18 protein-coding genes are annotated in these 21,772 nt (G+C 72.7%); 13 read left to right on the top strand and 5 right to left on the bottom strand.

Annotation, left to right across the window (positions count from 1 at the left end):
- Nucleotides 1–70: 70 nt before the first annotated feature.
- The 13 genes from ACMCNO_RS04110 (at nt 71) to ACMCNO_RS04050 (ending at nt 13,667) form a co-directional block, all read left to right on the top strand.
- Nucleotides 71–1,432 (top strand): MFS transporter, encoded by a 1,362-nt coding sequence (locus ACMCNO_RS04110; protein ID WP_412753609.1) that lies wholly within the window; start codon nt 71–73, stop codon nt 1,430–1,432.
- Between the two features lie 142 nt (nt 1,433–1,574).
- Complete coding sequence (locus ACMCNO_RS04105; protein ID WP_412748079.1) at nt 1,575–2,816, top strand: aldehyde dehydrogenase family protein; 1,242 nt, start codon at nt 1,575–1,577, stop codon at nt 2,814–2,816.
- Nucleotides 2,809–3,726, top strand: a complete 918-nt coding sequence (locus ACMCNO_RS04100) for an ACP S-malonyltransferase (RefSeq protein WP_412748078.1) — start codon at nt 2,809–2,811, stop codon at nt 3,724–3,726. The genes ACMCNO_RS04105 and ACMCNO_RS04100 overlap by 8 nt, the downstream gene beginning before the upstream one ends.
- Before the next feature lie 73 nt (nt 3,727–3,799).
- Nucleotides 3,800–3,880 (top strand): class III lanthipeptide, encoded by an 81-nt coding sequence (locus ACMCNO_RS04095; RefSeq protein WP_412753608.1) that lies wholly within the window; start codon nt 3,800–3,802, stop codon nt 3,878–3,880.
- 41 nt (nt 3,881–3,921) lie between these two features.
- Nucleotides 3,922–4,011, top strand: coding sequence for a class III lanthipeptide (locus ACMCNO_RS04090; protein ID WP_412748077.1), 90 nt, complete (start codon nt 3,922–3,924; stop codon nt 4,009–4,011).
- A 146-nt stretch (nt 4,012–4,157) separates the two neighbouring features.
- Nucleotides 4,158–5,420, top strand: a complete 1,263-nt coding sequence (locus tag ACMCNO_RS04085; protein ID WP_412748076.1) for a beta-ketoacyl-[acyl-carrier-protein] synthase family protein — start codon at nt 4,158–4,160, stop codon at nt 5,418–5,420.
- Nucleotides 5,421–5,443: 23 nt separating this feature from the next.
- Entirely contained in the window at nt 5,444–6,118 is a 675-nt protein-coding gene (locus ACMCNO_RS04080) for a GNAT family N-acetyltransferase (RefSeq protein ID WP_412748075.1), read from the top strand.
- On the top strand, nt 6,115–8,748 hold the full coding sequence (lanKC, locus tag ACMCNO_RS04075; protein ID WP_412748074.1) for a class III lanthionine synthetase LanKC: 2,634 nt from the start codon (nt 6,115–6,117) through the stop codon (nt 8,746–8,748). Before ACMCNO_RS04080 ends, lanKC begins: the two co-directional genes overlap by 4 nt.
- Complete coding sequence (locus ACMCNO_RS04070; protein WP_412748073.1) at nt 8,745–10,160, top strand: class I adenylate-forming enzyme family protein; 1,416 nt, start codon at nt 8,745–8,747, stop codon at nt 10,158–10,160. The genes lanKC and ACMCNO_RS04070 overlap by 4 nt, the downstream gene beginning before the upstream one ends.
- Nucleotides 10,161–10,294: 134 nt before the next feature.
- Nucleotides 10,295–10,495, top strand: coding sequence for a DUF5708 family protein (locus tag ACMCNO_RS04065; RefSeq protein ID WP_412748072.1), 201 nt, complete (start codon nt 10,295–10,297; stop codon nt 10,493–10,495).
- Nucleotides 10,496–10,517: 22 nt separating this feature from the next.
- A complete protein-coding gene (fabG, locus tag ACMCNO_RS04060) occupies nt 10,518–11,225 on the top strand; it encodes a 3-oxoacyl-ACP reductase FabG (protein ID WP_412748071.1) in 708 nt (235 codons plus the stop codon).
- 1 nt (nt 11,226) lies between these two features.
- The gene (locus ACMCNO_RS04055) at nt 11,227–12,831 is read left to right on the top strand and encodes an MFS transporter (RefSeq protein ID WP_412748070.1); all 1,605 of its coding nucleotides are present in this window, start codon (nt 11,227–11,229) and stop codon (nt 12,829–12,831) included.
- A gap of 155 nt (nt 12,832–12,986) precedes the next feature.
- Entirely contained in the window at nt 12,987–13,667 is a 681-nt protein-coding gene (locus ACMCNO_RS04050) for an MBL fold metallo-hydrolase (protein WP_412748069.1), read from the top strand.
- On the opposite strand, the gene ACMCNO_RS04045 is transcribed toward ACMCNO_RS04050, so the two are convergent.
- The 5 genes from ACMCNO_RS04045 to ACMCNO_RS04025 form a co-directional block, all read right to left on the bottom strand.
- A complete protein-coding gene (locus tag ACMCNO_RS04045) occupies nt 13,668–14,960 on the bottom strand; it encodes an MFS transporter (RefSeq protein ID WP_412748068.1) in 1,293 nt (430 codons plus the stop codon). It abuts the gene before it with no gap.
- Nucleotides 14,961–14,997: 37 nt separating this feature from the next.
- Nucleotides 14,998–18,156 carry a BTAD domain-containing putative transcriptional regulator gene (locus ACMCNO_RS04040; RefSeq protein ID WP_412748067.1) on the bottom strand — a complete coding sequence of 1,053 codons (3,159 nt, stop codon included), beginning with the start codon at nt 18,154–18,156 and terminating at the stop codon, nt 14,998–15,000.
- 64 nt (nt 18,157–18,220) lie between these two features.
- The gene (locus ACMCNO_RS04035) at nt 18,221–19,159 is read right to left on the bottom strand and encodes an alpha/beta fold hydrolase (protein WP_412748066.1); all 939 of its coding nucleotides are present in this window, start codon (nt 19,157–19,159) and stop codon (nt 18,221–18,223) included.
- A gap of 25 nt (nt 19,160–19,184) precedes the next feature.
- A complete protein-coding gene (locus ACMCNO_RS04030; RefSeq protein WP_412748065.1) occupies nt 19,185–20,159 on the bottom strand; it encodes a quinone oxidoreductase family protein in 975 nt (324 codons plus the stop codon).
- Between the two features lie 36 nt (nt 20,160–20,195).
- Nucleotides 20,196–21,764, bottom strand: coding sequence for an MFS transporter (locus ACMCNO_RS04025; protein ID WP_412748064.1), 1,569 nt, complete (start codon nt 21,762–21,764; stop codon nt 20,196–20,198).
- Between the last annotated feature and the right edge of the window lie 8 nt (nt 21,765–21,772).

Below are 21,772 nucleotides of genomic sequence, written 5' to 3'. Positions count from 1 at the left end.
CTGGATCATGGTTGTGACTCCGATCGTAATTATGTGTCATGCTCAGTTGCAATACCTGACTGCGTGAACACTGACGGCGGGAGGAGCCATCGGCGGACGGTCCCCCAGGGCGGGCGCCGCCGATGCCCGCCCCCGATTCCGGCATGCACGGCCCGCGCGATCGCGCGGGCGCCACCGTGCCGCCGCGCCGCACTCCGGATTCCCGGCCCTGCTGCTGGCCTACGGCATCAGTCAGCTCGGCGAGGCCATGACGCTGATCGGCCTGCCCTGGTTCGTGCTGCAGACCGGCGGCGAACTGGTCGAGGTCGGCGTGGTGACGGCGGTGGGCACCGCCGGTTCCGCGGTGTGCGGGATGCTGGGCGGCCCGCTCGTCGACCGCATCGGCCTGCGGCGCACCGCCATGCTCTCGCTGGTCGTGGGTGGCACGGCGATGGGCGCGATCGTCGTGCTGCACGCGAGCGCGGCGCTCAGCTTTCCGCTGCTGGTGGGCCTGACGCTGGCGGCCACCGCGCTCGACGGGCCGGGCACCACCGCCCTCACCGGACTGATCGGCGACCTCGCCCGCGCCCGGGGCACGCCGCTGGAGTCGGCGAACTCCGCCTTCCAGGGCATCGGGCACCTGATCTTCCTGGTGAGCCCGGCGCTCGGCGGACTGGTCGCGGCCACATCCGGATCGGACACCCTGCTGCTGGTGGACGCGGCCGCCTGCCTGCTGGCGGCGGTGGTGCTGCTCGCCGGGGTGCGCCGGCGCGGCCCGGCCCGGCCCGGGCCCCCGGGCGTCTACCTGAACCAGCTCCGCGAGGGCATCGCGGTGCTCCGTGGTGATCCGCTGATCCGGGCTCTGGTGCCCTACGGCACGGTGCTCGACGCCCTCGGCACCGCCCTGGTCACCATCGTGCTGGTCGCGTACAGCCACCAGGTGCTCGGCACGGCGGCCGGCCTCGGGGCGATGGTGAGCGCGTTCAGCATCGGTGCGCTGTTGGGGGCGGTCGGGTACGGGATGCTCGCCACCCGCGTTCCGCGCCGGGCCGCGTTCTTCGCCGGGCACCTGGTGGTGATCGCGCTGCTGGCCCTGCTCGCGTCGGGACCGCCGGTCGGGGTGCTGCTCGGCGCGATCGTGGTCGCGGGAGTCCTGGGCGCCCCGATCGAGGCGGTCAGCGTGGCGGTGCTGCAGGAGCGGGTGCCGCCCGCGGCGTTCGGCCGGGTGGCCGGTGCCCGTGCCGCGCTGACCGCCGTCGCGGCCCCCGCCGCGGTCGGCGCCGTGTCGGTGGCTGTGGCGGGGGCGGGCCTGAACGCCACGTTGGTCGGGATGGCCGTCTGCTACGCGGTGCTGGTCGCCGGGGGACTGCTGCATCCCGGGCTGCGGCGCTTCACCGTCCAGCCTGGAGTCACGAATCAGTCAAGCTTGTCACATGATATGACTGCCCTCTAACATGCAGTCATGTCAAGCGCGGATCCCCTGGATGCAGTCACGGATCCGCCAGGAGGGAGCTGTCCACCATGGGCAAGACAACCTGGCACGCGCCGAACGCGGTGCTGCCCGACCGGCGCGCGAGCCTGCGGGGTGGCAGCTCGTGACCGCGACCACCACGCTTGCGGGCGCGCCCCTCGGCGACCACGACGGCGATGTCTTCGCCGACCGCCTCCACGGGCTCCGGGCCGTCCACGACTACCTCGCGCGGCGTCCCGCCGAGGTCCTGTCGTTGCTGTGCCGGTTCTCCCTGCGCCGCGCCGCGGAGTACGAACTCGACGCCGCGGTGCGCACGCTGGCCGGAGCGCTCGACGAGGTACGGCGCCACCGCCCGGTGACCGTCCGGCGGCTGGCCGCGTTCATGCCGTCCAACGTGGTCCTCTACTCGTACGTGCTCTACCTGCTGGTTCCCAGCCTGTTCGCGGAGGAGCTGCACTTCCGTCCCGCCAGCGACGTCCGCGAGGAGACCCTGGCCCTGCACCGCCTCCTCGCGCCGTTGCACCGCGCGCCGATCGAGGCCCGGCCGGTCAGCCAGCGGGTCTACCTGCACGACTCGGTGGCCGCGGCCGATGTGGTGGTGTTCACCGGCGCGTACCAGAACGCCGAGCGCATCCGCCCCCAGCTCGCCGCCGAGCAGCTCTTCCTGTTCCTCGGCGCGGGCGTCAACCCGTTCATCGTGGCGCCCGGGGCCGACCTGGCGCAGGCGGCCCGGGACGCGGTCGCCATCCGTACGCTGAACTCCGGGCAGGACTGCCTGGCGCCGGACCTGTTCCTGGTGCACCGGTCCGTGGCGGAACGCTTTCTCGACCTGCTGGTGAACGAGGTCAGCAAGCTGCGCTTCGGCGCGAACGACGATCCCGGCGCCGACTACGGCACGATCCACTACGCCGACGCGCTGGAGGCGTCCGCGGTCTACCTGTCGCGCAACCGCGAGCGGATCGTGCACGGCGGCAACGTCGACTTCCGCAGCCGGCGGCTGGACCCGGCGGTGCTGGTCGGCGACCTCACCGGACGCACCGGCGCGGAGGAGTTCTTCACACCCGTCTTCGAGGTGCTGCGGTACTCGGATCCCGACGCGCTGGCGCGCACCCTCAGCACCGGCATCTTCGCCGAGCGCGCCCTGGGCGCCAGCGTCTACGGCGACGCGCCGGAGCTGGCGCAGAGTCTGCGCCGACGCCACACCGTGACCGTGAACGCGCCGCTGACCAGCATCGATGACGGCAACGCCCCGTTCGGCGGCTTCGGGCCGATGGCCAACTACGCGGCGCACCAGGGCCGGCTGCGGATAGCACCCATCCTGATCTCGGCCGCGGTCGCCGAGCATCTGGGGACCCGCCATGAGTGACGCGGTGTTCTTTCCCGGTCTGGTCCCCGCCAACTACGGCTCGGTGGCGGACTTCATCCTGCACTCGCCGTACGCCCGGCGCCGCTACGCCGAGGTCGGGGAGATCCTCGGGTACGACCTCGTGGCCGCGTTCCGCGACGCCTCCATCAACGACTCCGAGGTGTTCCAGCAGGCGTTCCTGGCGCTGTATCTGGCCCTGACCGACCTGGCCGAACAGCGGTCGGGCCTGCGGGCGGCGCTGACCGCCGGACAGAGTTTCGGCGGCCTGGTCGCCGCGGTGTACGCCGGTGCGCTCAGCCTCGCGGACAGCACCACACTGATCCACCGCAGCACCCGGCACGAGGTGGCGTACTTCGCGTCGCTGCCCGTACCGGTGGGCTGCTTCTTCTTCGGCGGCCTGAGCCGCGCCCAGGTCAGCACGATGATCGACGAGTTCGCGGACGACGGCCGGCTGGTCGAACTGTCCGTCGAGTTCGACAACGGCATCTCGGCGGTGTCCGCGACCATGCCGACCATCGACCTGCTCAAGACCTGGGTCGCCGACCGTGGCGGACGCGCCTTCCACACCCTGACCAGGGCGGAGCACTGTCCCAGCGTCGCGCCGCTGCGCGAGCTGGTGTCGGCCGAGTACGACCGGTTCACGTGGCGCGAGTGCCGCATCCCGCTGGTCTCCGACATCGACGGGTCGCTGCTGCGGGACGGGGAGACGGTCAAGGTGCACCTGCTCGACGGCTGGGTGGCCCCGGCGCGGTGGAGCACCATCACGGACGGCCTGACCGCGGGCGGGGCACGACGGGTCTATGTGGTGGGACCGCGCACCATGTTCGGCCGGGTCACGAAGGCCCGATTCGAGACGGTCACGCTGAGCCCGCGACGCGTCATGACAGAGATGACCGCCGCTCAGTCATAGTAGTTGACTCCACTGTTGACTGTTGTAAATCTTTGTGACAGGCTCATATCGAGCACGGAAGGAGGTGATCCACATGGTTCTCGCCCTGCAGACCCTCGAGGTTCCGGCCGCCGAGGCGGCGTTCCCCGGCAGCACGATCAGCAACAACTGCTGATCTCCGCGCCGACCACCGCACACCCGCCCCCACGGAAGGAGGTGATCCACATGGTTCTCGCCCTGCAGACCCTCGAGGTTCCGGCCGCCGAGGCCGCCCTTCCGGGCAGCACGATCAGCAACGGCTGCTGAGGCCACGGGCCGACGCAACCAGCCGGTGCACGGGTGTCCACGACACCCGTGCACCGGCCGTTTGAGCCCGACCCCACCACCCGCGGCGGCTGACCGGCCACCGCCCGAATGACGAGCCGGCCGTCCGGCCGATGGAGGAGCTGCGCATGAACTCGACGCACCAGCGTCCCCAGCGAACGCGGGTCGTGGTGACCGGCTGCGGCGTGGTCTCGCCCGTGGGACACGACACCGCCAGCTTCTGGGCGGCACTGCTCGCCGGGCGCAGCGGCGTCCGCCCGATCACCCGCTTCGACGCGGGCGGGCTGCCGGTACGGATCGCGGGCGACGTCGCCGACTTCGGTCCCGGGCCGTACCTGTCGCGCGCCGAAGCCCGCCGGCTCGACCGCTTCGCCCAGTTCGCCATGGTCGCCGCCGGTGAAGCCGTGGCGCAAGCGAAACTCGACCTCGACGGCCCGCGCGCCGAGCGCACCGGCGTACTGATCGGCAGCGGCTACGGTGCGGGCGGAACACTCCAGTCCGCCCTGCGGATCATCGAGCAGCAGGGCTACGACCGGGTCAGCCCGTACGTCGCCGCGGTGGCCTCGCCGGACAACGCCGCCTTCCAGGTGGCCATGCGCGCGAAGGCCTGCGGCCCGTCCGGCTCGGTCTCCACCGCCTGCGCCTCCGGCACCTCCGCCATCGGCGACGCCGCCGGCATGATCCGCAGCGGCGCCGTCGACGCCATGATCGTCGGTGGATCCGACGACCCCATCAACGTGCTCGACATCGGTGCGGCCGCCCGCGCGGGCGCGCTCGCCCTCGGCGGTGACGAGCCCGAGCAGGCCAGCCGGCCGTTCGACCGGCAGCGCACCGGCTTCGTCATGGGCGCCGGGGCCGCGGTGGTGGTCCTGGAATCGGCGCAGCATGCCCGCGATCGCGGCGCCCCGATCCTGGCCGAGGTCGCCGGATACGGCGCGACGACGGACGTACACCACCTCACCGCCCCGCATCCGGAAGGGCTCGGCGCCCGCCGCGCCATGCACCTCGCCCTGGCGGACGCGGGCGCGGCACCCGAAGAGATCGACCACGTGTACGCGCACGGCACCGGCACCAAGCTCAACGACACCATGGAGAGCGCATCCCTGCGCGCCGTCCTGGGCCCGCACGCGCTGCGGACCCCGATCAGCGCGATCAAGTCGATGACCGGGCACACCATCGGCGCCGCCGGAGCCATGCAGGCCGTCGCCGCGGTGCGGTCGATGCAGACCGGCCTGGTGCCACCCACCATCAACTGCACCGATCCCGAGGACCCGGAACTGGACTACGTCGCGGGAGCGGCCCGCGCCCGCACGGTGCACACCGTCCTGAGCAACTCGTTCGGATTCGGCGGCCACAACGCGGTCCTGGTACTGCGCCGCTGGCAGGACTGAGCAACCCACCAAGGGGGAACGGCATGCGAGGCAAGTTCGTCGAGTTGCGCCCGCCAACCGACACCGACGACTACGCACTGATCGCGAGCTGGGTGCGGCCACTGTCGGCCGCCGCGGTGCTCGCCGGTGACAACGAGGTGCTCAGCGCCGAGGAGATCCAGCAGATCAACCGCACCGGAACGGTGCGCCACCTCATGGTGGTCACGCACTCCGGAGACCCGATCGGGGTGGTGAGCTGGCGGCCCCACGGCGCCCCCGGCGGCTACTCCATCGGCAGCGCGGTCGGCGACCAGCAGCGCTGGGCCGAGGGGTACGGCGGGGAGGCCAGCGCCCTGCTCGTCGACTACCTGTTCCACATCTGCAACGCACACCGCATCCAGGTCGTCACCGCCCTGTTCAACAAGCACTCGATGCGCATGGTGGCCCGGGCCGCGTTCGTCCTGGAGGGCATCCTCCGGGACCACTACTTCCTCGACGGCGAGTACCACGACGCGGCGATCTGGTCGATGCTGCGCGACGAGTACTACGCCGAGGTCCGGCGGGCCGCCGCGATCCACCCCGAGTTCGGCGCGCCCGACCTCGTACCGGCGGCGGACAAGGCCGAAGCACGGCGCACCCTCACCGAGTACCTGGCCCAGGGCGGGCCCACCTCCCTCGCCCGGTTCCCCGTCTCCGACGGCACCACGGTGGCATCGTGAAACACGAACTCGAGGCGTACGGCCTCGCCGATCCGATCTTCTTCGACACGCCGAGCCGGTGGTACTCCGACGACGGCGAGTTCGCGGTCACCCGGCGGGAAACGCCGCCCGGATGGCGGCGCACCGAACGCGACATCTGGGTCTCGATGAGCCCCGCCGACCGGCCGCTGCCCGCGCAGGGCTGGAAGGTGCACGTCTCCGCCGGCCTGCCGAACGCCGACCGCGTGCTGGACAAGGTGTTCGACTACTGCGTGCAGGCCGGGGTGGCGTTCAAGTTCCTCGGCACCCGCAACGCCCACCGCGCCACCAGCTTCAAGTACGCGCCGCGCGCGTCCAGCGGCAAGCTCGCCGCCATCTACCCCGCCGACGAGGCGGTGCTGACCACGGTGCTGGAGCAGCTGTCCGGGATCCTCGCCGGGGAGACCGGGCCGTACATCCTCAGCGACCTGCGCTACGGCGACGGCCCGCTGTTCGTGCGCTACGGCGGTTTCGTCTCCCGGTTCTGCACCGACGAGGACGGGATCGTCCAGTACGCCATCGAACGCCCCGACGGCACCCTGGTGCCCGACCGGCGCCGCCCGGCCTTCGAGGTGCCGGACTGGGTGAGCCTGCCGGACGTCCTCGAACCCCACCTGCGCGCCCGCAACGCCGCGCCGGACTGGGCGTACCGCGTGGAGAAGGCGCTGCACTTCTCCAACGGCGGCGGCGTCTACCTGGGCCGACGCCTCGCCGACCAGCGGCCGGTGGTGCTGAAGGAGGGGCGCCCGCTGGCGGGTCTGGACGGCACCGGCCGCGATGCGGTGGCCCGGCTGCACGACGAGGCCCGTGCCCTGCGGCGGCTCGCCGGTGTGCCCGGCGTACCCGAACTCTACGAGTCGTTCCCCCTGTGGGAGCACCACTTCCTCGCGGTCGAACAGATGCCGGGCGTCAACCTGCAGAGCTGGGTGGCCCGCGAGTATCCCGGCACGCAGCAGGATCCGGACCCGGCGGCGTGGGACCGGTACACCGCCCGCGCGCTCGCCGTCGCGGACCGCGTCGCCGAGGTGCTCGACGCGGTGCACGCCCGCGGGATGGTCTTCGGGGACCTGCACCCGGCCAACATCCTGGTCACCGACGACGACCGGGTGTCCCTCGTGGACTTCGAGGTCGCGTTCGACGCGGCGGAGAACCGGACCGCGGTCATCGGGTACCCGGGCTTCGTGGGCCGGGGCAAGCGCGGTCTGGAGATCGACCGGCACGCGCTCGCCGTCCTGCGGTTGTGGCTGTTCCTGCCGCTGACCACGCTGCTGAGCCTCGCCCCCGACAAGGTGGAATCCCTGCTGGCCGAGGTGACGCAGCGCTTCGACCTGCCGGCCGGGTACGCCGCCGGCATCCGGGCCGCGCTCGGCGGCGACCGCAAGGCGACGCGTACCGCCGTGACCGGGCACCCGCCGGTCCGCCTCGCCGACGCGCCACGCGACTGGCCGCAGATCCGTAGCGCCCTGGCCGACGGCATCCTGGCCAGCGCCACGGCGGACCGCGACGACCGGCTGTTCCCCGGCGATCCGCAGCAGTTCGTCCTCGACGGCCTCGGCTTCGGGTACGGCGCCGCGGGGGTGCTCTGGGCGCTCGCGGTCACCGGCGCCGGGCGGCGCCCCGAGCACGAGCGCTGGCTGCTCTCGGGCGTGCAGCGGGCGACCCACCTGCGCGCCGGCTTCTTCGACGGGGCCGCCGGCATCGCCTGGGTGCTGGCCGAACTGGGTCACGAGGACGCATCGCGGGCGGTGCTCGACCGGGCGGTGCGGCAGCTGCCCGACCTGCGCGACGTAAGCCTGTTCAGCGGCCTCGCCGGGCTCGGCCTGACCCTGCTGGACTTCGCCCGGCGAGAGCCGGACGGCGGGCATCTCCCGCGGTGCCGGGCCATCGGCGAGCGGCTGGTGGAGATCGTGCACAGCGACGGGGCGCACGGGGTGGACGTACGCCGCCTGCCCGGCGGCGCCGCGCACAGCGACGCCGGCAGCAACGGCGGGCTGCTGCGGGGCTGGTCCGGGGTCGCGATGTTCCTGCTGCGTCTGCACGAGACGCTGGACGCGGCCGGGACGCCCGACGACCGGTTCCGCACCGCCGCGCTGCGTGCGCTGCACCGCGACCTGGACCTCTGTGTCCCCGCGGCCGACGCCACGCTACAGGTCGGCGGCGGCTTCCGTACCCTGCCGTACCTGGAGATCGGCAGTGCGGGGATCGCCCTGGCCGCCGCCGCGGCCCTGCCGCACGGCGCGGACCGGCGCGTCGCCGAGGCGCTGCCGGCCCTGGCCGGCGCCTGCCGCCCCGACTTCGTCATCGAGCCGCACCTCGGCAACGGCCGGGCCGGGCTGCTCGCGGTGCTCGCGGAGCTGGGCCGCGGCCCGGCCGCCGAGCTGCTGCGGGGCGCCGGACTCGACCCGGCCGCCGATGCCCTGCGGCATCTGCGGTTGCTGGACCGGCACGCGCTGGGCTGGCAGGGCGGCATGGTGTTCCCCGGCGAGGGCCTGTCGCGGATCTCGATGGACGTGGCCACCGGCACGGCGGGCGTGCTGCTGGCCGTCTCCAGCGTGTGCGGCGGCACCCCGTTCCTGCCGCTGCTCGCCCCCACCGCCCGGGAGATGCCGTGAGCGCTGCGACGTCGCCCGCGCTGATCGACCCCCAGGAGCCACAGATCGGACCGGACATCACCGGCCGGGTTCTCGCCGTGGCGGCGGAGCTGCGCCGGCGCGGCCTGCGCCCGGGTGACCGCGTCCTGGTCAAGGGGCACAACTCGGCGTCGCTCGTGGTGTGCCTGCTGGCCCTCATGCACGCGGACGCCTCCCTGGTGGTGGTCGACCCTCAGCAGCTGCTCGAGGAGACCGCGTCGGCGGCACACGTCGCGGGCGCCGTGGTCGCCCTCACCGACGAGGTCGCGCCGGATTCCGGCGCCATCCCGCCCACGTGGGACATCGCCGAGATCGTCGCGGCGGCCGGCACCGTCCGGCCGCCGGGCGGCCTGGACTTCGCGGACTGGCTGCAGCGCGCGGACGCCGCCGTCCTCTGGTCCTCGGGGACGACGGGGCCGGCCAAGGGCGTGGTCAAACCGGGCCCGGCGCTGCGCGACAACACCGACCGGACCCGCGCCGCCCTGGGATACCGCCCCGACGATGTGCTCGCGCCGTGGCTGTCCTTCTCCCACCAGTACGGGTTGTCGCTGCTGCTGCTCTGGTGGTTCAGCGGCTGCACCCTGGTCGTCGCCCCGTACCGGCGGCTCGACAGCGCCGTCGACACGGCGGTGCGGTACGGCGCCACGGTGCTCGACGCCACCCCGTCGACCTACCACCTGCTCGCGGGCATGCTGGCGCGCCGCCCGCAGCTGCGCGAACTGCTGACATCCGTACGGATGTGGTGTGTGGGCGGTGCGCCGTTGCCCGCGCCGCTCGCCGCATCCTTGCGCGAAGCCACCGGGCGGCCGCTGCTGGACGGCTACGGCAGCACGGAACTCGGCAACGTGGCGCTGGCCACCGTGGACAACCCGGTCGGCTGCGGACGCCCGTTGCCCGGGGTCCGGGTGCGGATCGCCGACGGGAACGGTCAGCCGGTGCCCGCAGGCGTAGTCGGCGAGGTGCTGGTGCGGTCCCCGGGGATGATGGCGGGATACCTCACCGCCGACGGTTTCCGCCCGAGCGCCGAGGGCGAGTGGTACCGCACCGAGGACATCGGCCTGCTGGACGCCGAGGGCAACCTGCACGTCCACGGCCGGCGCCAGGCCGTGCACCGCAACGGATACACGCTCTACCCGGAGGGGCTGGAACGCAGGGCGGAGGCGTGCGGAGCCCCGGTCAAGGTGCTGGCCAGCGAGAACGGCAGGCGGGGCGCCAACCTGACATTCGTCGTCGCGGACCCGGCAGGGCGTACCCCGCACTACTGGCGCGATCGGCTGACCGCCGTGCTGGCCGCGTACGAACACCCAAATGCGGTGCGGGTGCTGGCACAATTCCCGGTCAACAACAATGGCAAAGTGGACGATGCCGCGCTCCGCGCGCAGCTCGCCATTTAGACCCGGCCGCGGGCTACACCATTCGGAGTATCGACCGGTACAACCCCGGCCGGAGGTGCTTGTTCGGTGAACCCGATAGGTTCGAATGCAGGCGCGATCGCGCACCTGGACCCAGCCGATCGAAAGGCGGAGCGATGAGTGCAATGGGCAAGAACCTGGCGACTGGTTCGGCGACGTTCGTGGTGGGCCTGCTGCTGTGGCGGTATGCCGGTGACATCGAGATCCCGGTCTTCACGCTGACCAAGGTGGGCGTCGTCCTCATGGTGATCGGTGCCCTCGAGGTAGGCTACGGGATCTTCCTCGCCGCCCGGGGCACGGGCACCGCGAACCGCTGACGGTCGGGAAAGGAACGGCGACATGAACCGCAGGGTCCTGGTCACGGGCGGCAACCGTGGCATCGGATTGGCGGTGGCCCGGGCTTTCCAGGACGCGGGTGACCAGGTCGCCGTCACGTACCGCACCGGCCCCCCGCCGGACGGCCTGTTCGCCGTGGCCTGCGACGTACGCGACGCGGAGTCGGTCGAGAAATGCTTCGCGCAGGTCGAGGAATCATTCGACGGTGCCGTGGAAATCCTCGTCGCGAATGCCGGGATAGCCGCCGACTCACTAATTCTGCAGATGCCCGAGGAGGCCTTTCTCGACGTCGTCGACACGAACCTCACGGGTGCGTACCGATTGGCGAAACGTGCCGCCCGCGGAATGTTGCGGGCCCGGTGGGGCCGCCTCGTCTTCATTTCGTCGGTGGTGGCGACGAGCGGCGCGATCGGCCAGTCCAACTACGCCGCCGCCAAGGCCGGACTGATCGGGCTGAGCCGGTCACTCGCCCGCGAGCTGGGCTCCCGCGGCATCACCGCCAACGTGGTGTCGCCCGGCTTCGTCGAGACCGACATGACCGCGGTGCTGGCGCCGAACCAGCGCGAACGGCTGCTGGCCATGGTGCCGCTGGGGCGCCCGGCGGCGCCGCACGAGGTGGCGAGTGTCGTCCGGTTCGTCGCCAGCGACGAGGCCGGATACGTCACCGGCGCCGTCCTGCCCGTGGACGGCGGAACGGGCATGGGTCACTGACATGACCGGGGCGCCGAAGACCGCCAACCCTGCACAGCGCCGCGAAGAAAGCGTCCTGCTGGCCGCATCCCTGGCCAACGGGCCCGTCGAACTGCTCGACTTCCTCCTGCCGCTGTGGGCGGGCGCGGCGCTCGGCGCCAGCCCCGCCCAGGTGGGGTTGCTCGTCGCGGTCGAACTGGCGGTGTCGGTGGTGGCCCGCCCGCTGGCGGGGGTGCTGGCCGACAGAGCCGAGCGCCGCTACATCGCCGCGGCCGGCGCGCTGGTGTATGCGCTCGCGTGCAGCGGGTACGCCGTCGCCACGAGCCTGCCGATCGCGTACGTGGCCGCGGCGCTCGGCGGCGTTGGCGGCGCCCTCCTCTGGGTATCCGTCCGCGCGATGATCGGCGAGCGGCTGGCCGAGGACACCGCCGTGTACCCGCGGCTGTCCGCCGCGGAGGAGACCGGGGCGTGGGTCGCTTTCGTCGCGGGCCTCGCCCTCCTCGGCGCGGCCGGGTATCGCACGGTGTTCCTGGCGTGCGGCGGCGCATGCCTGCTGGCCGCGGTCGCGTTGCTGGGGGCTCCGCGCCGGGTGGCCGCACCGGCCCCACCCGTGCCGGGCAGCATCGTCCGCCGGTTGCGGCCCATGCTGCTGGGCGTCGCGGTGACCATGGCGGCGGAAGCCGGCATCGGACTGCTCCTGCTGATGCACCTGCAACGCGACTTCGACCTGGAGGTCGTCCAGATCGCCTACGTGTTCCTGCCCGGGGCGGTGGCGATGGCCGTGCTCCCCGTGCACCTGCACCGGTTCGTGCTGCGCGTCGGCCGGGGCCGCGCCCTGGCGGTGGCGTCGCTGGCCAGCGCCACCTTCGCGGCCGGGCTCGCGTGGGCGCCGAACCCGGTGGTCATCGCGGCGCTGTGGGTGCTCAGCGGGGTCGCCTGGGCGGCCGTGATCCCCATTCAGCAGGCCGTCATCGCGGAGGCCTCCGGTGACCGGGTCGGTCGCGGCATGGGCCTGTACGAATCCGCGGTCCTGCTCGGGTCCATGGCCGGATCCCTCGCCGCCGGCGCCTTGTACGAGGTGGCGCCGTGGCCGATCGCCTGCCTGGCGGCGGCCGCGGTCGTCGTCTCGGGTGCCGCAATCGTGCCCTGGTCGCTGCGGGCCCTGGGCGTCGCCGACAAACCGGCCGGGGCATCGTCGAGTGACCTGCCGGTTCAGGCCCTCGAGGCGGAGCGCAGCGGCAGGGTCGCCGCGCAGGCCCCCCTCGCGGATCGGGGCGGGGTGTCCGAGGCGGATCCTCCTGCGCCGGACGAGACTGAGCCGGACGAGATGAAGCCGGACGAGATGAAGAAGGCCGGGAACCCGCGGTCGCGGTTCGGGAAACTGGGTGAGCACGCGGCCCTCTACCTGGTCGCGCAGGTGGCTCTGGCCGTCTTCGGTCTGTCATGGCTCGTCGATCTCGCCACCGGTGCGGTCGACCTGCAGTCGGGCGAGCGTGACACGGCCCTGGCCGGAAGCGCGGAGATGTTCTACAACGCCGGGAGGATCTGGACCGTCGTCCTGGTGGTCGACGTGATCTGGACGGCGGTGACCGTGCTCAGCCGGAAACCGAAGAACGACGAGGAGTAGGTCCCGCCGCGCGGTCCGGTCGAGAAAGTGCCCCGCCCTCAGCGTGACACCCGGCCGGTTCGATGCGACGGCCGTCGCATTTGTCCTAGGCGTCGGCATCCGGTACACCGGGTCGCGCTAGCGTATCGGCGCTCGTAGTCGACTGGGGGGAACACATGCTGATCCAAGGATTCGCCGCGGGCGGGTTCGAGACGAACTGCTACCTGCTGGCCGCCGGGGCGGGCGGCCCGTGCGTGATCGTCGACCCCGGCCAGCAGGCAGCGCCGGGCGTCGCCGACCTGGTCCGGCGGCACCGGCTGGAGCCGGTAGCCGTCCTGGTCACCCACGGGCACATGGACCACACCTGGGACGTGGTGCCGGTCTGCGCCGAGTACCGGATCCCGGTGTACGTGCACGAACGCGACCGCCCGATGCTGACCGACCCGTGGGTGGGGCTGCCGGCCGACTTCCCGCGCGAGCTGCTGGCCGGATACCCGGGCGCCGAACCAGCCGACGTGCAGGAACTGGCCCCCGGCAAGACCCTCGGCCTCGGCGGGCTGGAGATCGACGTCATCGAGGCGCAGGGCCACACGTTCGGCTCGGTGATGTTCGCCGTCGGCTCCGCACCAGCCGATCCGGGCGAACACGAGCACGCGCCGGTGCTGCTGACCGGCGACACGCTGCTGGCCGACGCGCTCGGGCGGGCGCTGCCGCCGATCGGTGACCCCGACCGCCTGGCGGCCTCGGCCGCCGCGATCTGCCGGCCGCTGCCGGACGACACCCGGTTGCTGCCCGGCCACGGGCCCACCGGAACCATCGGGGCGGCGCGCCGGTCGATCGCCGCGCTGCGCGTCTGATCAGTGCTGCGGCGGCCCGCCCGCGGGCCGCCGCAGCGTCACCGCGGTCACCGCGGTGAGCAGGCAGAGCAGCGCCGCGTACCCGGCGAACCAGGCCTCGTGCCCGTGCGCCGCCAGGTACTCGATCAGGTACGGGGCCGAGCCGCCCGCCACCGCCACGGTCAGCGAGTACACCACCCCGATCGCGGTGGACCGCACGGCCGCCGGGAGGATGTCCACGATGGCGACGGGCATCGTCACCGCGCCGCAGCCGAAGAAGACGAGCGCCACCGCCATGACGAGGAACAGCGACCACGCCGACGAGGTCAGGCAGCGCAGCAGCACCGGCGTGAGGACGGCCGCACCGACACCGAACGTGATCAGCAGGGCCCGGCGTCCCCACCGGCGCGACAGCAGACCGAGCAGGGGCAGCGCCGCCACGAAGACCAGGTGCGCGGCCACGGACGCCCACAGCGCCTCGGCGGCGGGCACCCGGTGCACCCGCTGGGCGTACGACGGCAGGTACACCGAGAACGTGTAGAACGTGACGGTCGCGCCGGCGCTCAGACCGACGACCTGCGCCAGGGCCTTGCCGGTGCCGCGCCAGGCGTCGGCTGTCGACGGCGCGGGCCGGTCCGCCTGTTCCTGAAACACCGGCGTCTCCGCGAGGCGCCGGCGCAGGACGAAGCCGAACGCACCGGCCACCGCGCCGAGCAGGAACGGCACCCGCCAGCCCCAGGCCGCCAGGTCTGCGGGCGACAGCGTCTGGCGCAGCACGAGCGCGGTCAGCGTAGCGGCGAGCACGCCGAGGGTGGTGCTGGCGTAGATGACGCTCGCGTGCACGCCCCGCCGCCCCGCCGGTGCCCGCTCCACGATGTACGTCGTCATCGCGGCGGCCTCACCGCCCGCGGACAGACCCTGCATGGCACGGGCGACCAGCAGCAGCACCGGAGCCAGCAGGTGGACGCGGCCGTAGTCGGGGGCGAGCCCGATGATCAGGCTCCCGCCGGACATGAGCAGCACCGATAGCGCCAGGGCGGGTGCCCGCCCGTGCCGGTCGGCGTACCGTCCGAGCAGCAGGCCGCCGACCGGCCGCAGGAAGAACCCCACGGCGAAGATGGCCAGTGTCGCGAGGACGGCCGCGGCCGGGTCCCGGTCGGGGAAGAACAGCGGCGCGATCACCAGCGCGAAGACCGCGTACGTCGTCCAGTCGAAGTACTCCAGGGCGTTGCCGACCGCGGCGGCGAACAGCCCGTAGCGCCGCCGCTGGTGCGGCACATCCGCCCGCGGCGAAAGGGTTTCCGTCGTGGTCACAGCGATCTCCTGATCTTTCGGGGACGAGCGGTGGGGGTCAGTCCGTCAGGACCGTCGCGGCGGTGAGCCGCTCCGCCTGTTCCGCCAACCGGCGCTGACCTGTCTGGCGGGCCAGCGCGTGTGCCCGGTGCGCGAACGTCGCGGTGGCACGCTCGTCACCGGCCAGCCGAGCCGATTCGGCCAGCAGCAACCAGACCCGCGTCTCGGTCACCCGGTTCACGCCGTCGAGCAGCATCTGCCGGGCCGTCTCGGCGTGCCGGGCTGCCGGGCCGGACCGGCCGGTGTGGTGGTTCGCCACGGAGAGCCAGGCGTGCGACGTGGCGATCCCGTCGGCGTGGGCGACCTTCTGCCCCGCGGCCAGCGCCTGCTCCGCCCGCTGGACACTGCGGGTCCAGTCGCCCTCGTCGCCGTCGAGCATCGCGAGCACGCAGATGGTCTCCGCCTCGTACGTCCGGTCGCCGCACTCCTCGAACGCCAGCAACGCCCGTTCGGCGTAGTCGCGGGCGGTCGCGACGTCACCTTCGTCGCGGTGTGTCAGGGCGAGCCCGTACAGCGCGATGCTCCGGTCGTACAGCGACTTGATGCGGGCGGCGACCTCGAGCGCCTCGTCGAGGTACCGCCGCGCCTGGTCCGGCTCGCCGAGCGCCTGGTGGGCCAGGCCCAGGCTGCGCAGCCCGTACGACTCGATGTGGTGGATGCCGAGATCGCGGGCGACGTGCAGTGACCGGCCGAACATGTCGATCGCGGCACCGATCTCGCCGCGCGACCAGTGCACGGCCCCGAGCAGGCCCAGCGTGGTCGAGCCGCAGCGGGGCGACTCCAGGTGTTCCTCGATCGCCAGGGCCTCCCGGCACACCGCCTCGAGCTCGTCGATGCGGCCCGTGCTGAGGTACGCCAGGCCGATGTTGTTCAGCGTGGCCGCGCTCTCCTCCTGCCGCCCCTGCCGACGGTGGATGGCCAGGGCCCGGTGGTGGTGGTCGATCGCCTGGGCGTAGTCGCCGAGCGTGTTGTGCAGGTTCGCGAGGCTGCGCAGCATCGCCGCGGTGCCGTCCTCGTCGCCCTGCTCGATCGCGGCGGCCAGCGCCGTCTGCGTGGACTCCAGCCAGTCGGTCCGGTAGTTGCCGGTCCAGAAGAACCCGCGCAGGCCGTCGGCCAGCAGCCACGCGAAGTGGCGCAGCTCGGTGTGTGCGAAGTGGCTGATCGCGGCGACCAGGTTCGGACGCTCCGCGAACAGCCAGGCCATCGCCTGGTGCCGGTCGCTCGGGCGCGGCAGGCCGGTCGGTCCGGACGGCGGGAACGGCAGCCGGACGAATTCGCGGTGCAACTGATCGGCGGCCCCGTCGACCATCGACAGGTACCACCAGCCGAGTCGCTCCAGCGCGGGCGCGGCCACATCCTGCTCGTCCAGCCGCTCCCGGGCGTACCGGCGCAGCAGGTCGTGGAACTGGAACCGGCCCGGCGCGTGCTGGTGCAGCAGGTTGGCCGTGGCGATGCGGTCCAGCAGGCGCCGGGCCTGTGCCACGGTCAGGTCCGCCAGGGCGGCGAGCGCGTCCGCGGTGAAGTCCGGCCCGGGCACGAGACTCAGCAGCCGGAAGGCCCGTCGCTCGGCCGGCTCCAACGCCTCGTACGACAGCGCGAACGTGGCCGACACGGCGCTTTCGGCCCCGTCGTCGGGGGTGAAGGCCGCGAGCCGGTTGCCCTCGCGCAGGTCGGCGAGGTACTGGGCGGGGTCCGAACCGGGCACCATCACGAGGTTCGCCAGCGCGATGCTGATGGCCAGCGGCAGGTGCGCGCAGAGTTCGGCGAGTTCGTCGGCGACGGCAGGCGAGACGGCGACGTCCGCCGCCGCGAGCATGCCGATGAACAGCCGCCGGGATTCGCCGGGTTCGAGCATGCCGACCTGCAACACCCGCGCGCCGTTGGTCACCACGAGACCGCCCAGGCGGCGCCGGCTGGTGATCAGTACGGCGCAGCCCGGCGCGCCCGGCAGCAGCGGGGTGATGTGGTCGAGGTCCGCCGCGTTGTCGAGCACCACCAGGGTGCGCTTGTCGGCGAGCTGGGAACGGTAGAGGTTGATCTGCTCGTCCAGGCTGAGCGGGATGGCGGTGCGGTGCAACCCGAGCGCCCGCAGGAACTGCGCCAGCACGGACGTCGGCAGCTGCGGCGGCCCGAGATCGAACCCGCGCAGGTTGACGTAGAGCTGACCGTCCGGGTAGGCGTGCCGGACCTGGTGCGCCACCTGGACCGCGAGTGAGGTCTTGCCGACCCCGGGCGGGCCGGACAGGACCACGATCGGCACCCCGGTCCGTTCGCCGTCGCGGGCGAGCACGGTCAGCGCCTCGTGGCGTTCCCGGTCGCGCCCGACGAATCCGACCGTGGCCGCGGGAAGCTGCGAGGGCACCTGCACCGCCACCGGACCCGGGTCCGCGGTCACCGGCTCGACCAGCCGGGGGTCCGCCACCAGAATGCGCTGGTGCAGGTCACGCAGCGGTTCGGCGGGCTCGGTGCCGAGCCGCTCGATCAGCAGTCCACGGATCTGCTGGTAGACGTCGAGTGCCTCGGCCTGCCGGCCACAGCGGTAGAGCGCGAGCATGAGCTGCGCCCACACGCGCTCGTGCAGCGGATTGTCGATGGCGGCCTCGCGGATCTCGCGGACCAGGTCGTCGTGGCGCCCGAGGCTCAGCTCGGCGTCGAAGCACTTCTCCAGGACCTGTAGCCGTTCCGCGGCGAGGCTGTCGGCCAGGTCGCGGCGCAGCGTCTCCGAGGGAATGTCCGCGAGTGCGGGGCCGCGCCACCACCCCAGCGCGCTGCGCAGGGTACGGGCCCGCTCCGGGACATTGTCGGTACGGTCGGCCGCGGCCGCCAGGCGGCGGAACTCCACCAGGTCGAGCTGGACGTGCTCGACCCGCAGCAGGTACCCGCCCGGTGCCGTTTCCAGGATGTCGGGGATCTGCAGCGCGTCGCGCAGCCGCCGCACATACGTGTGCAGGGCGCCGCGCGGATTGGCGACGTCCGCGCCGTCCCAGATCCACTGCACGAGCTGGTCGACGGACGCGACCTGGTTCGGGCGTACCAGCAGCGAGGCCAGCAGGTTGCGGAGTTTGCCGGCGGTGATCTGCACGGGTGCGTCGCGAACCCGCACCTCAAGGGGGCCGAGGACACGGATCGAGGCGGTGACGGGGCCCTGAGAATCCATGCTGGTCGCGTCGCTCCTCCCGTGGCTTGACGAGAGTAGGGTCCATGAACCCAGCGACGCGACCTCAGCACGTGCCGTTCATTGTGACCTTTGCCGCAGCTCGGCGATAAGGGGCGGATCCCGGTGGTGCCCCGGACCCGGGCGACGTGTGGCCGAGGATGAGGTCACGCAACACCGGCATCCACTGTGGCGGAAAGACGTGCCCGAGACCGTCGATCTCCGCCAGCCGCGCGCCCGGGATCTCGCGGGCCAGCTCGCGCCCGTGCTCGACCGGAAACAGCGGGTCACGGCGCCCGTGGACCACCAGGGTCGGCACGGCGATGCGGCCGAGCCGATGCGCGCGCGACGGGCTGGCGTCCAGCGCTCCCGCGTGGTTGCCCGCCGTGTCCGGGCCCTGCCGCCGCCGCTGCGCCCGGCACAGCACGTCGCGCCACGCGTCCTCGTCGAACGGGGCGTGCGGGCCGACGAGGACCCGCCAGCTGGTGAGCTGCGCCTCGAACATCGCCTCCGGCGTGCCCGGCGGGTCCTGTTCCACAGCCCGCGCGAACGCGATCATCTCGTCGGCCACCCCGGGCAGGCCGCCGCGCGGCGGGCGCCGCAGGTCGCTGCACGAATCGGACGACGTCCCGACCAGGACCAGCGAGCGGACCAGTTCGGCGAAGTCCAGCGCGAGCAGCTGCGCGACCATGCCACCCACGGACTGACCGACGACGTGTGCCGGTCCGCCACCGACCTGGCGGATGATCTCGGCCGCGTCGTCGGTCAGATCGGCGAGGGAGTACGGATGGCGCGCCGCGTCGACCGTGGACGACCTGCCGGTGTCCCGGTGGTCGTACCGGACGACGAGATGACCCGCGTCGGCCAGCTCCCGGCAGAACGCCTCCGGCCACATGATGGCCTGGGCCATACCGCCCATGATGAGCAGCAGCGGCGGGGCACCGGGGTCGCCGATCGTCTCCACCCACAGCCGGATACCGGACGGGGTGGTCACGAAGCGCTCCATGCCGTACTCCCTCGTGGTGCGTCGCTCAGCGGATCCGCAGCACGAACTTGCCGGTCGACGCCCTCGACTCCAGGTGCTGGTGCGCCACACGCACCTCGGCCAGCGGCAGCTCGGTGACGTCGAGCTTCACCACACCCTCCGCGACCGCCCGCAGCCCCTCCTCCAGGTGGGCGCGCAGCACGGCGGGGCGGCTGCCCGCCAGCCCGCCGAGGTTGTAGCCGACCCGCGACGTGTTCGAGAACCACACGTCGTTGCTCTGGTAGGTCGCGTCCGCGGCGGCGGCGTCGCCGAAGATGACATGCCGCCCGAACGGGGCCAGCATCGGCGTGACCGCCTCGCGGGCGGCACCACCCACCGAGTCGAGCAGCAGGTCGACCCCGCCGTCGGTGTTGTCGCCGACCACCTCCGGCAGGTCGGCGTACGTCGTGACCGCGTCGTAGCCGTACCGCATGGCGAAGTCGACCTTGTCCGGGCTGCCGACCGCGCCGAGCACCAGAGACGCCCCCATGGAACGGGCAAGCTGGGCGGCGGCCGTACCGACACCGCCCGCCGCGGCGTAGATGGCCACGGTCTCACCGGCCCGCAGCCGGGCCGCCCCGTCGAGGATCCCGTACGCCGTGGTCACGTTGCACAGCGCCGCCGCGGCCAGCACCGGGTCCAGGCCCGCCAGGTCGCCGTCCAGGGGAACCACGAGTTCCGCCCGGGCCGAGACGACCTCGGCGTTGCCGCCACCGTCCAGGGTCAGCGCCGCGACCGGCTGCCCGACCCGCAGGCCCGTCACCCCCTCGCCCAGGGCCCGGACCGTGCCGGCCGCCTCGAGGCCGGGGACGTGTGGGACGCCGACGGGGAACTGGCCACGCCGGAACATCACCTCGGCGAAGTTCACGCCGGCATGGCTGACATCGATCAGGACCCGTCCGGGGTCGGCGGTGGGGGTGGGCACCTCACGTACCTGGAGGACGTCGGCCGATCCGTACTCGTCGAAGCGGGCTGCAAGCATTGTCGTGTTCCTAACGTGATGGTGGTGAATGTCTGGTCAGTTGGCCGACGCGGTCTCGGGCAGGGCCGCACCGTCGACGCCCGCCGCACCGGGGCGGGCCGGCCGCAGCAGCACGGCGAGGACGGGGATCGCGACCACACACACCGCCGCGAGCACCCACAGCACGTGGTGCAGGGCGGCGGTGTACGCCGCCTCGGCCAGCGACGCGAACTGCGCCTGCAGCGTCCGCGGCACCTGCTGCACCGCCGCGTCGAGATTCCCCTGGACGGTCAGGTTCGCCAGGTCACCGGTCGGGGCACCGAACGTCGCGCCCGAGCCGGAGACGGAGCTGGCCAGTTCCGACCGGGTGAAGCTCACCAGCAGCGACCCGAGCGCGGCGATCGCCACCACCTCGCCCGTGATCCGCATCGTGTTGAACATCCCGGCGGCCATGCCGGCACGCTCCGGCTCGACGGAGGTGACCGCCGCGCCGTCCAGGATTCCGTTCGAGATGCCGAAGCCGATGCCGATCGTGAGCAGCGGCCCGGCGAGGCCGAGGATGCCCTGCCCGGGCTGGATGACGGTGAGCCAGGCCGTTCCGGCCGCGACGAGGGCGAGGCAGGTGAGCAGCAACGTACGGGTCGACAGCCGCTTCGCGGCCACCGCCGCGACCGACGGCATGACCAGGGTGGGCGCGGTCAGCAGGAGCAGGACGAGCCCGGCCTGGCGGGCCGGCATCCCGTCGACGGCCATGAAGTACGACGGCAGGAAGACCAGCAGGGCGACGAAACCGAACGCCAGCGCGACCGGCGTCAGGCACAGCGCCAGGTAGCGCCGGTTGCGGAACAGCGACAGGTCGAACATCGGGCGCTGCTGACCCCGCTCGACGGCCACGAACACACCGAGCAGCACGGCGAAACCGGCGAACGCCGCCACCGCCAGGGGGTGCCCCCAGCCGAGCTGCGGTGCCTCGATCAGTCCGAGGGTGAGCAGGAACAGGGCCGAGGTGAACGTGAACGTCCCGGCCCAGTCCACCGTGACGGGACCGGGGTTGCGGCCCTCGCGGACGGCCAGCGCGAAGGCCAGCACGACGACCGACACGATCGCCTGGACGAGGAAGAACCAGCGCCAGCCGAGACTGTCGGTGAGGGCGCCGGCCATCATCGGGCCGAACGCGATACCGACGCCGAAGCACGTGCCGTACAGGCCGAACGCCCGGGTCAGCGCGTGCCCCTCGAAGGAATGGGCGATGGCCGCGCTGCCGCTGGTCACGGCCGCGGCGGCGCCGATCCCGGCGAGGGCTCGCACGACGTCCAGGACCGCGGTGCTGGACACGGTGCCGGCCGCGACGGAGCACACGGCGAACAGCACCATGCCGCCGATGAACAGCCGCCGACGGCCGATGATGTCCGACAGCGAGCCGGTCGCGAGCAGGAAGCTGGCGAACGTCAGGTTGTACGCGTTGATGACCCACTGCAGGCCCACCACGCCGCTGTGCAGGTCAGCGCCGATGGCGGGCAGGGCGACGGACGTGCCGGTGAGGGAGGTGGGCAGCAGGACGGCGACGAGGCAGGCGGCGATCAGCGTGAGGATCGCCTGTGGACGGTTGCGTGCAGGGGTACTCATGATGTCCT

Source organism: Krasilnikovia sp. M28-CT-15, assembly GCF_047159595.1.
GTDB lineage: Bacteria > Actinomycetota > Actinomycetes > Mycobacteriales > Micromonosporaceae > Actinoplanes.
Note: the sequence above shows the minus strand (reverse complement) of the source record. Positions and strands in the feature narration are given on the sequence as shown.

What these genes read in the sequence shown, in the direction of transcription:
- ACMCNO_RS04085 (WP_412748076.1), top strand. Translation starts at nt 4,158, where the DNA reads ATGAACTCGACGCACCAGCGTCCCCAGCGAACGCGGGTCGTGGTGACC.
- ACMCNO_RS04035 (WP_412748066.1), bottom strand. Translation starts at nt 19,159, where the DNA reads ATGGAGCGCTTCGTGACCACCCCGTCCGGTATCCGGCTGTGGGTGGAG.
- ACMCNO_RS04030 (WP_412748065.1), bottom strand. Translation starts at nt 20,159, where the DNA reads ATGCTTGCAGCCCGCTTCGACGAGTACGGATCGGCCGACGTCCTCCAG.
- ACMCNO_RS04025 (WP_412748064.1), bottom strand. Translation starts at nt 21,764, where the DNA reads ATGAGTACCCCTGCACGCAACCGTCCACAGGCGATCCTCACGCTGATC.
- ACMCNO_RS04100 (WP_412748078.1), top strand. Translation starts at nt 2,809, where the DNA reads ATGAGTGACGCGGTGTTCTTTCCCGGTCTGGTCCCCGCCAACTACGGC.
- ACMCNO_RS04065 (WP_412748072.1), top strand. Translation starts at nt 10,295, where the DNA reads ATGAGTGCAATGGGCAAGAACCTGGCGACTGGTTCGGCGACGTTCGTG.
- fabG (WP_412748071.1), top strand. Translation starts at nt 10,518, where the DNA reads ATGAACCGCAGGGTCCTGGTCACGGGCGGCAACCGTGGCATCGGATTG.
- ACMCNO_RS04050 (WP_412748069.1), top strand. Translation starts at nt 12,987, where the DNA reads ATGCTGATCCAAGGATTCGCCGCGGGCGGGTTCGAGACGAACTGCTAC.
- ACMCNO_RS04080 (WP_412748075.1), top strand. Translation starts at nt 5,444, where the DNA reads ATGCGAGGCAAGTTCGTCGAGTTGCGCCCGCCAACCGACACCGACGAC.
- ACMCNO_RS04040 (WP_412748067.1), bottom strand. Translation starts at nt 18,156, where the DNA reads ATGGATTCTCAGGGCCCCGTCACCGCCTCGATCCGTGTCCTCGGCCCC.
- ACMCNO_RS04055 (WP_412748070.1), top strand. Translation starts at nt 11,227, where the DNA reads ATGACCGGGGCGCCGAAGACCGCCAACCCTGCACAGCGCCGCGAAGAA.
- ACMCNO_RS04095 (WP_412753608.1), top strand. Translation starts at nt 3,800, where the DNA reads ATGGTTCTCGCCCTGCAGACCCTCGAGGTTCCGGCCGCCGAGGCGGCG.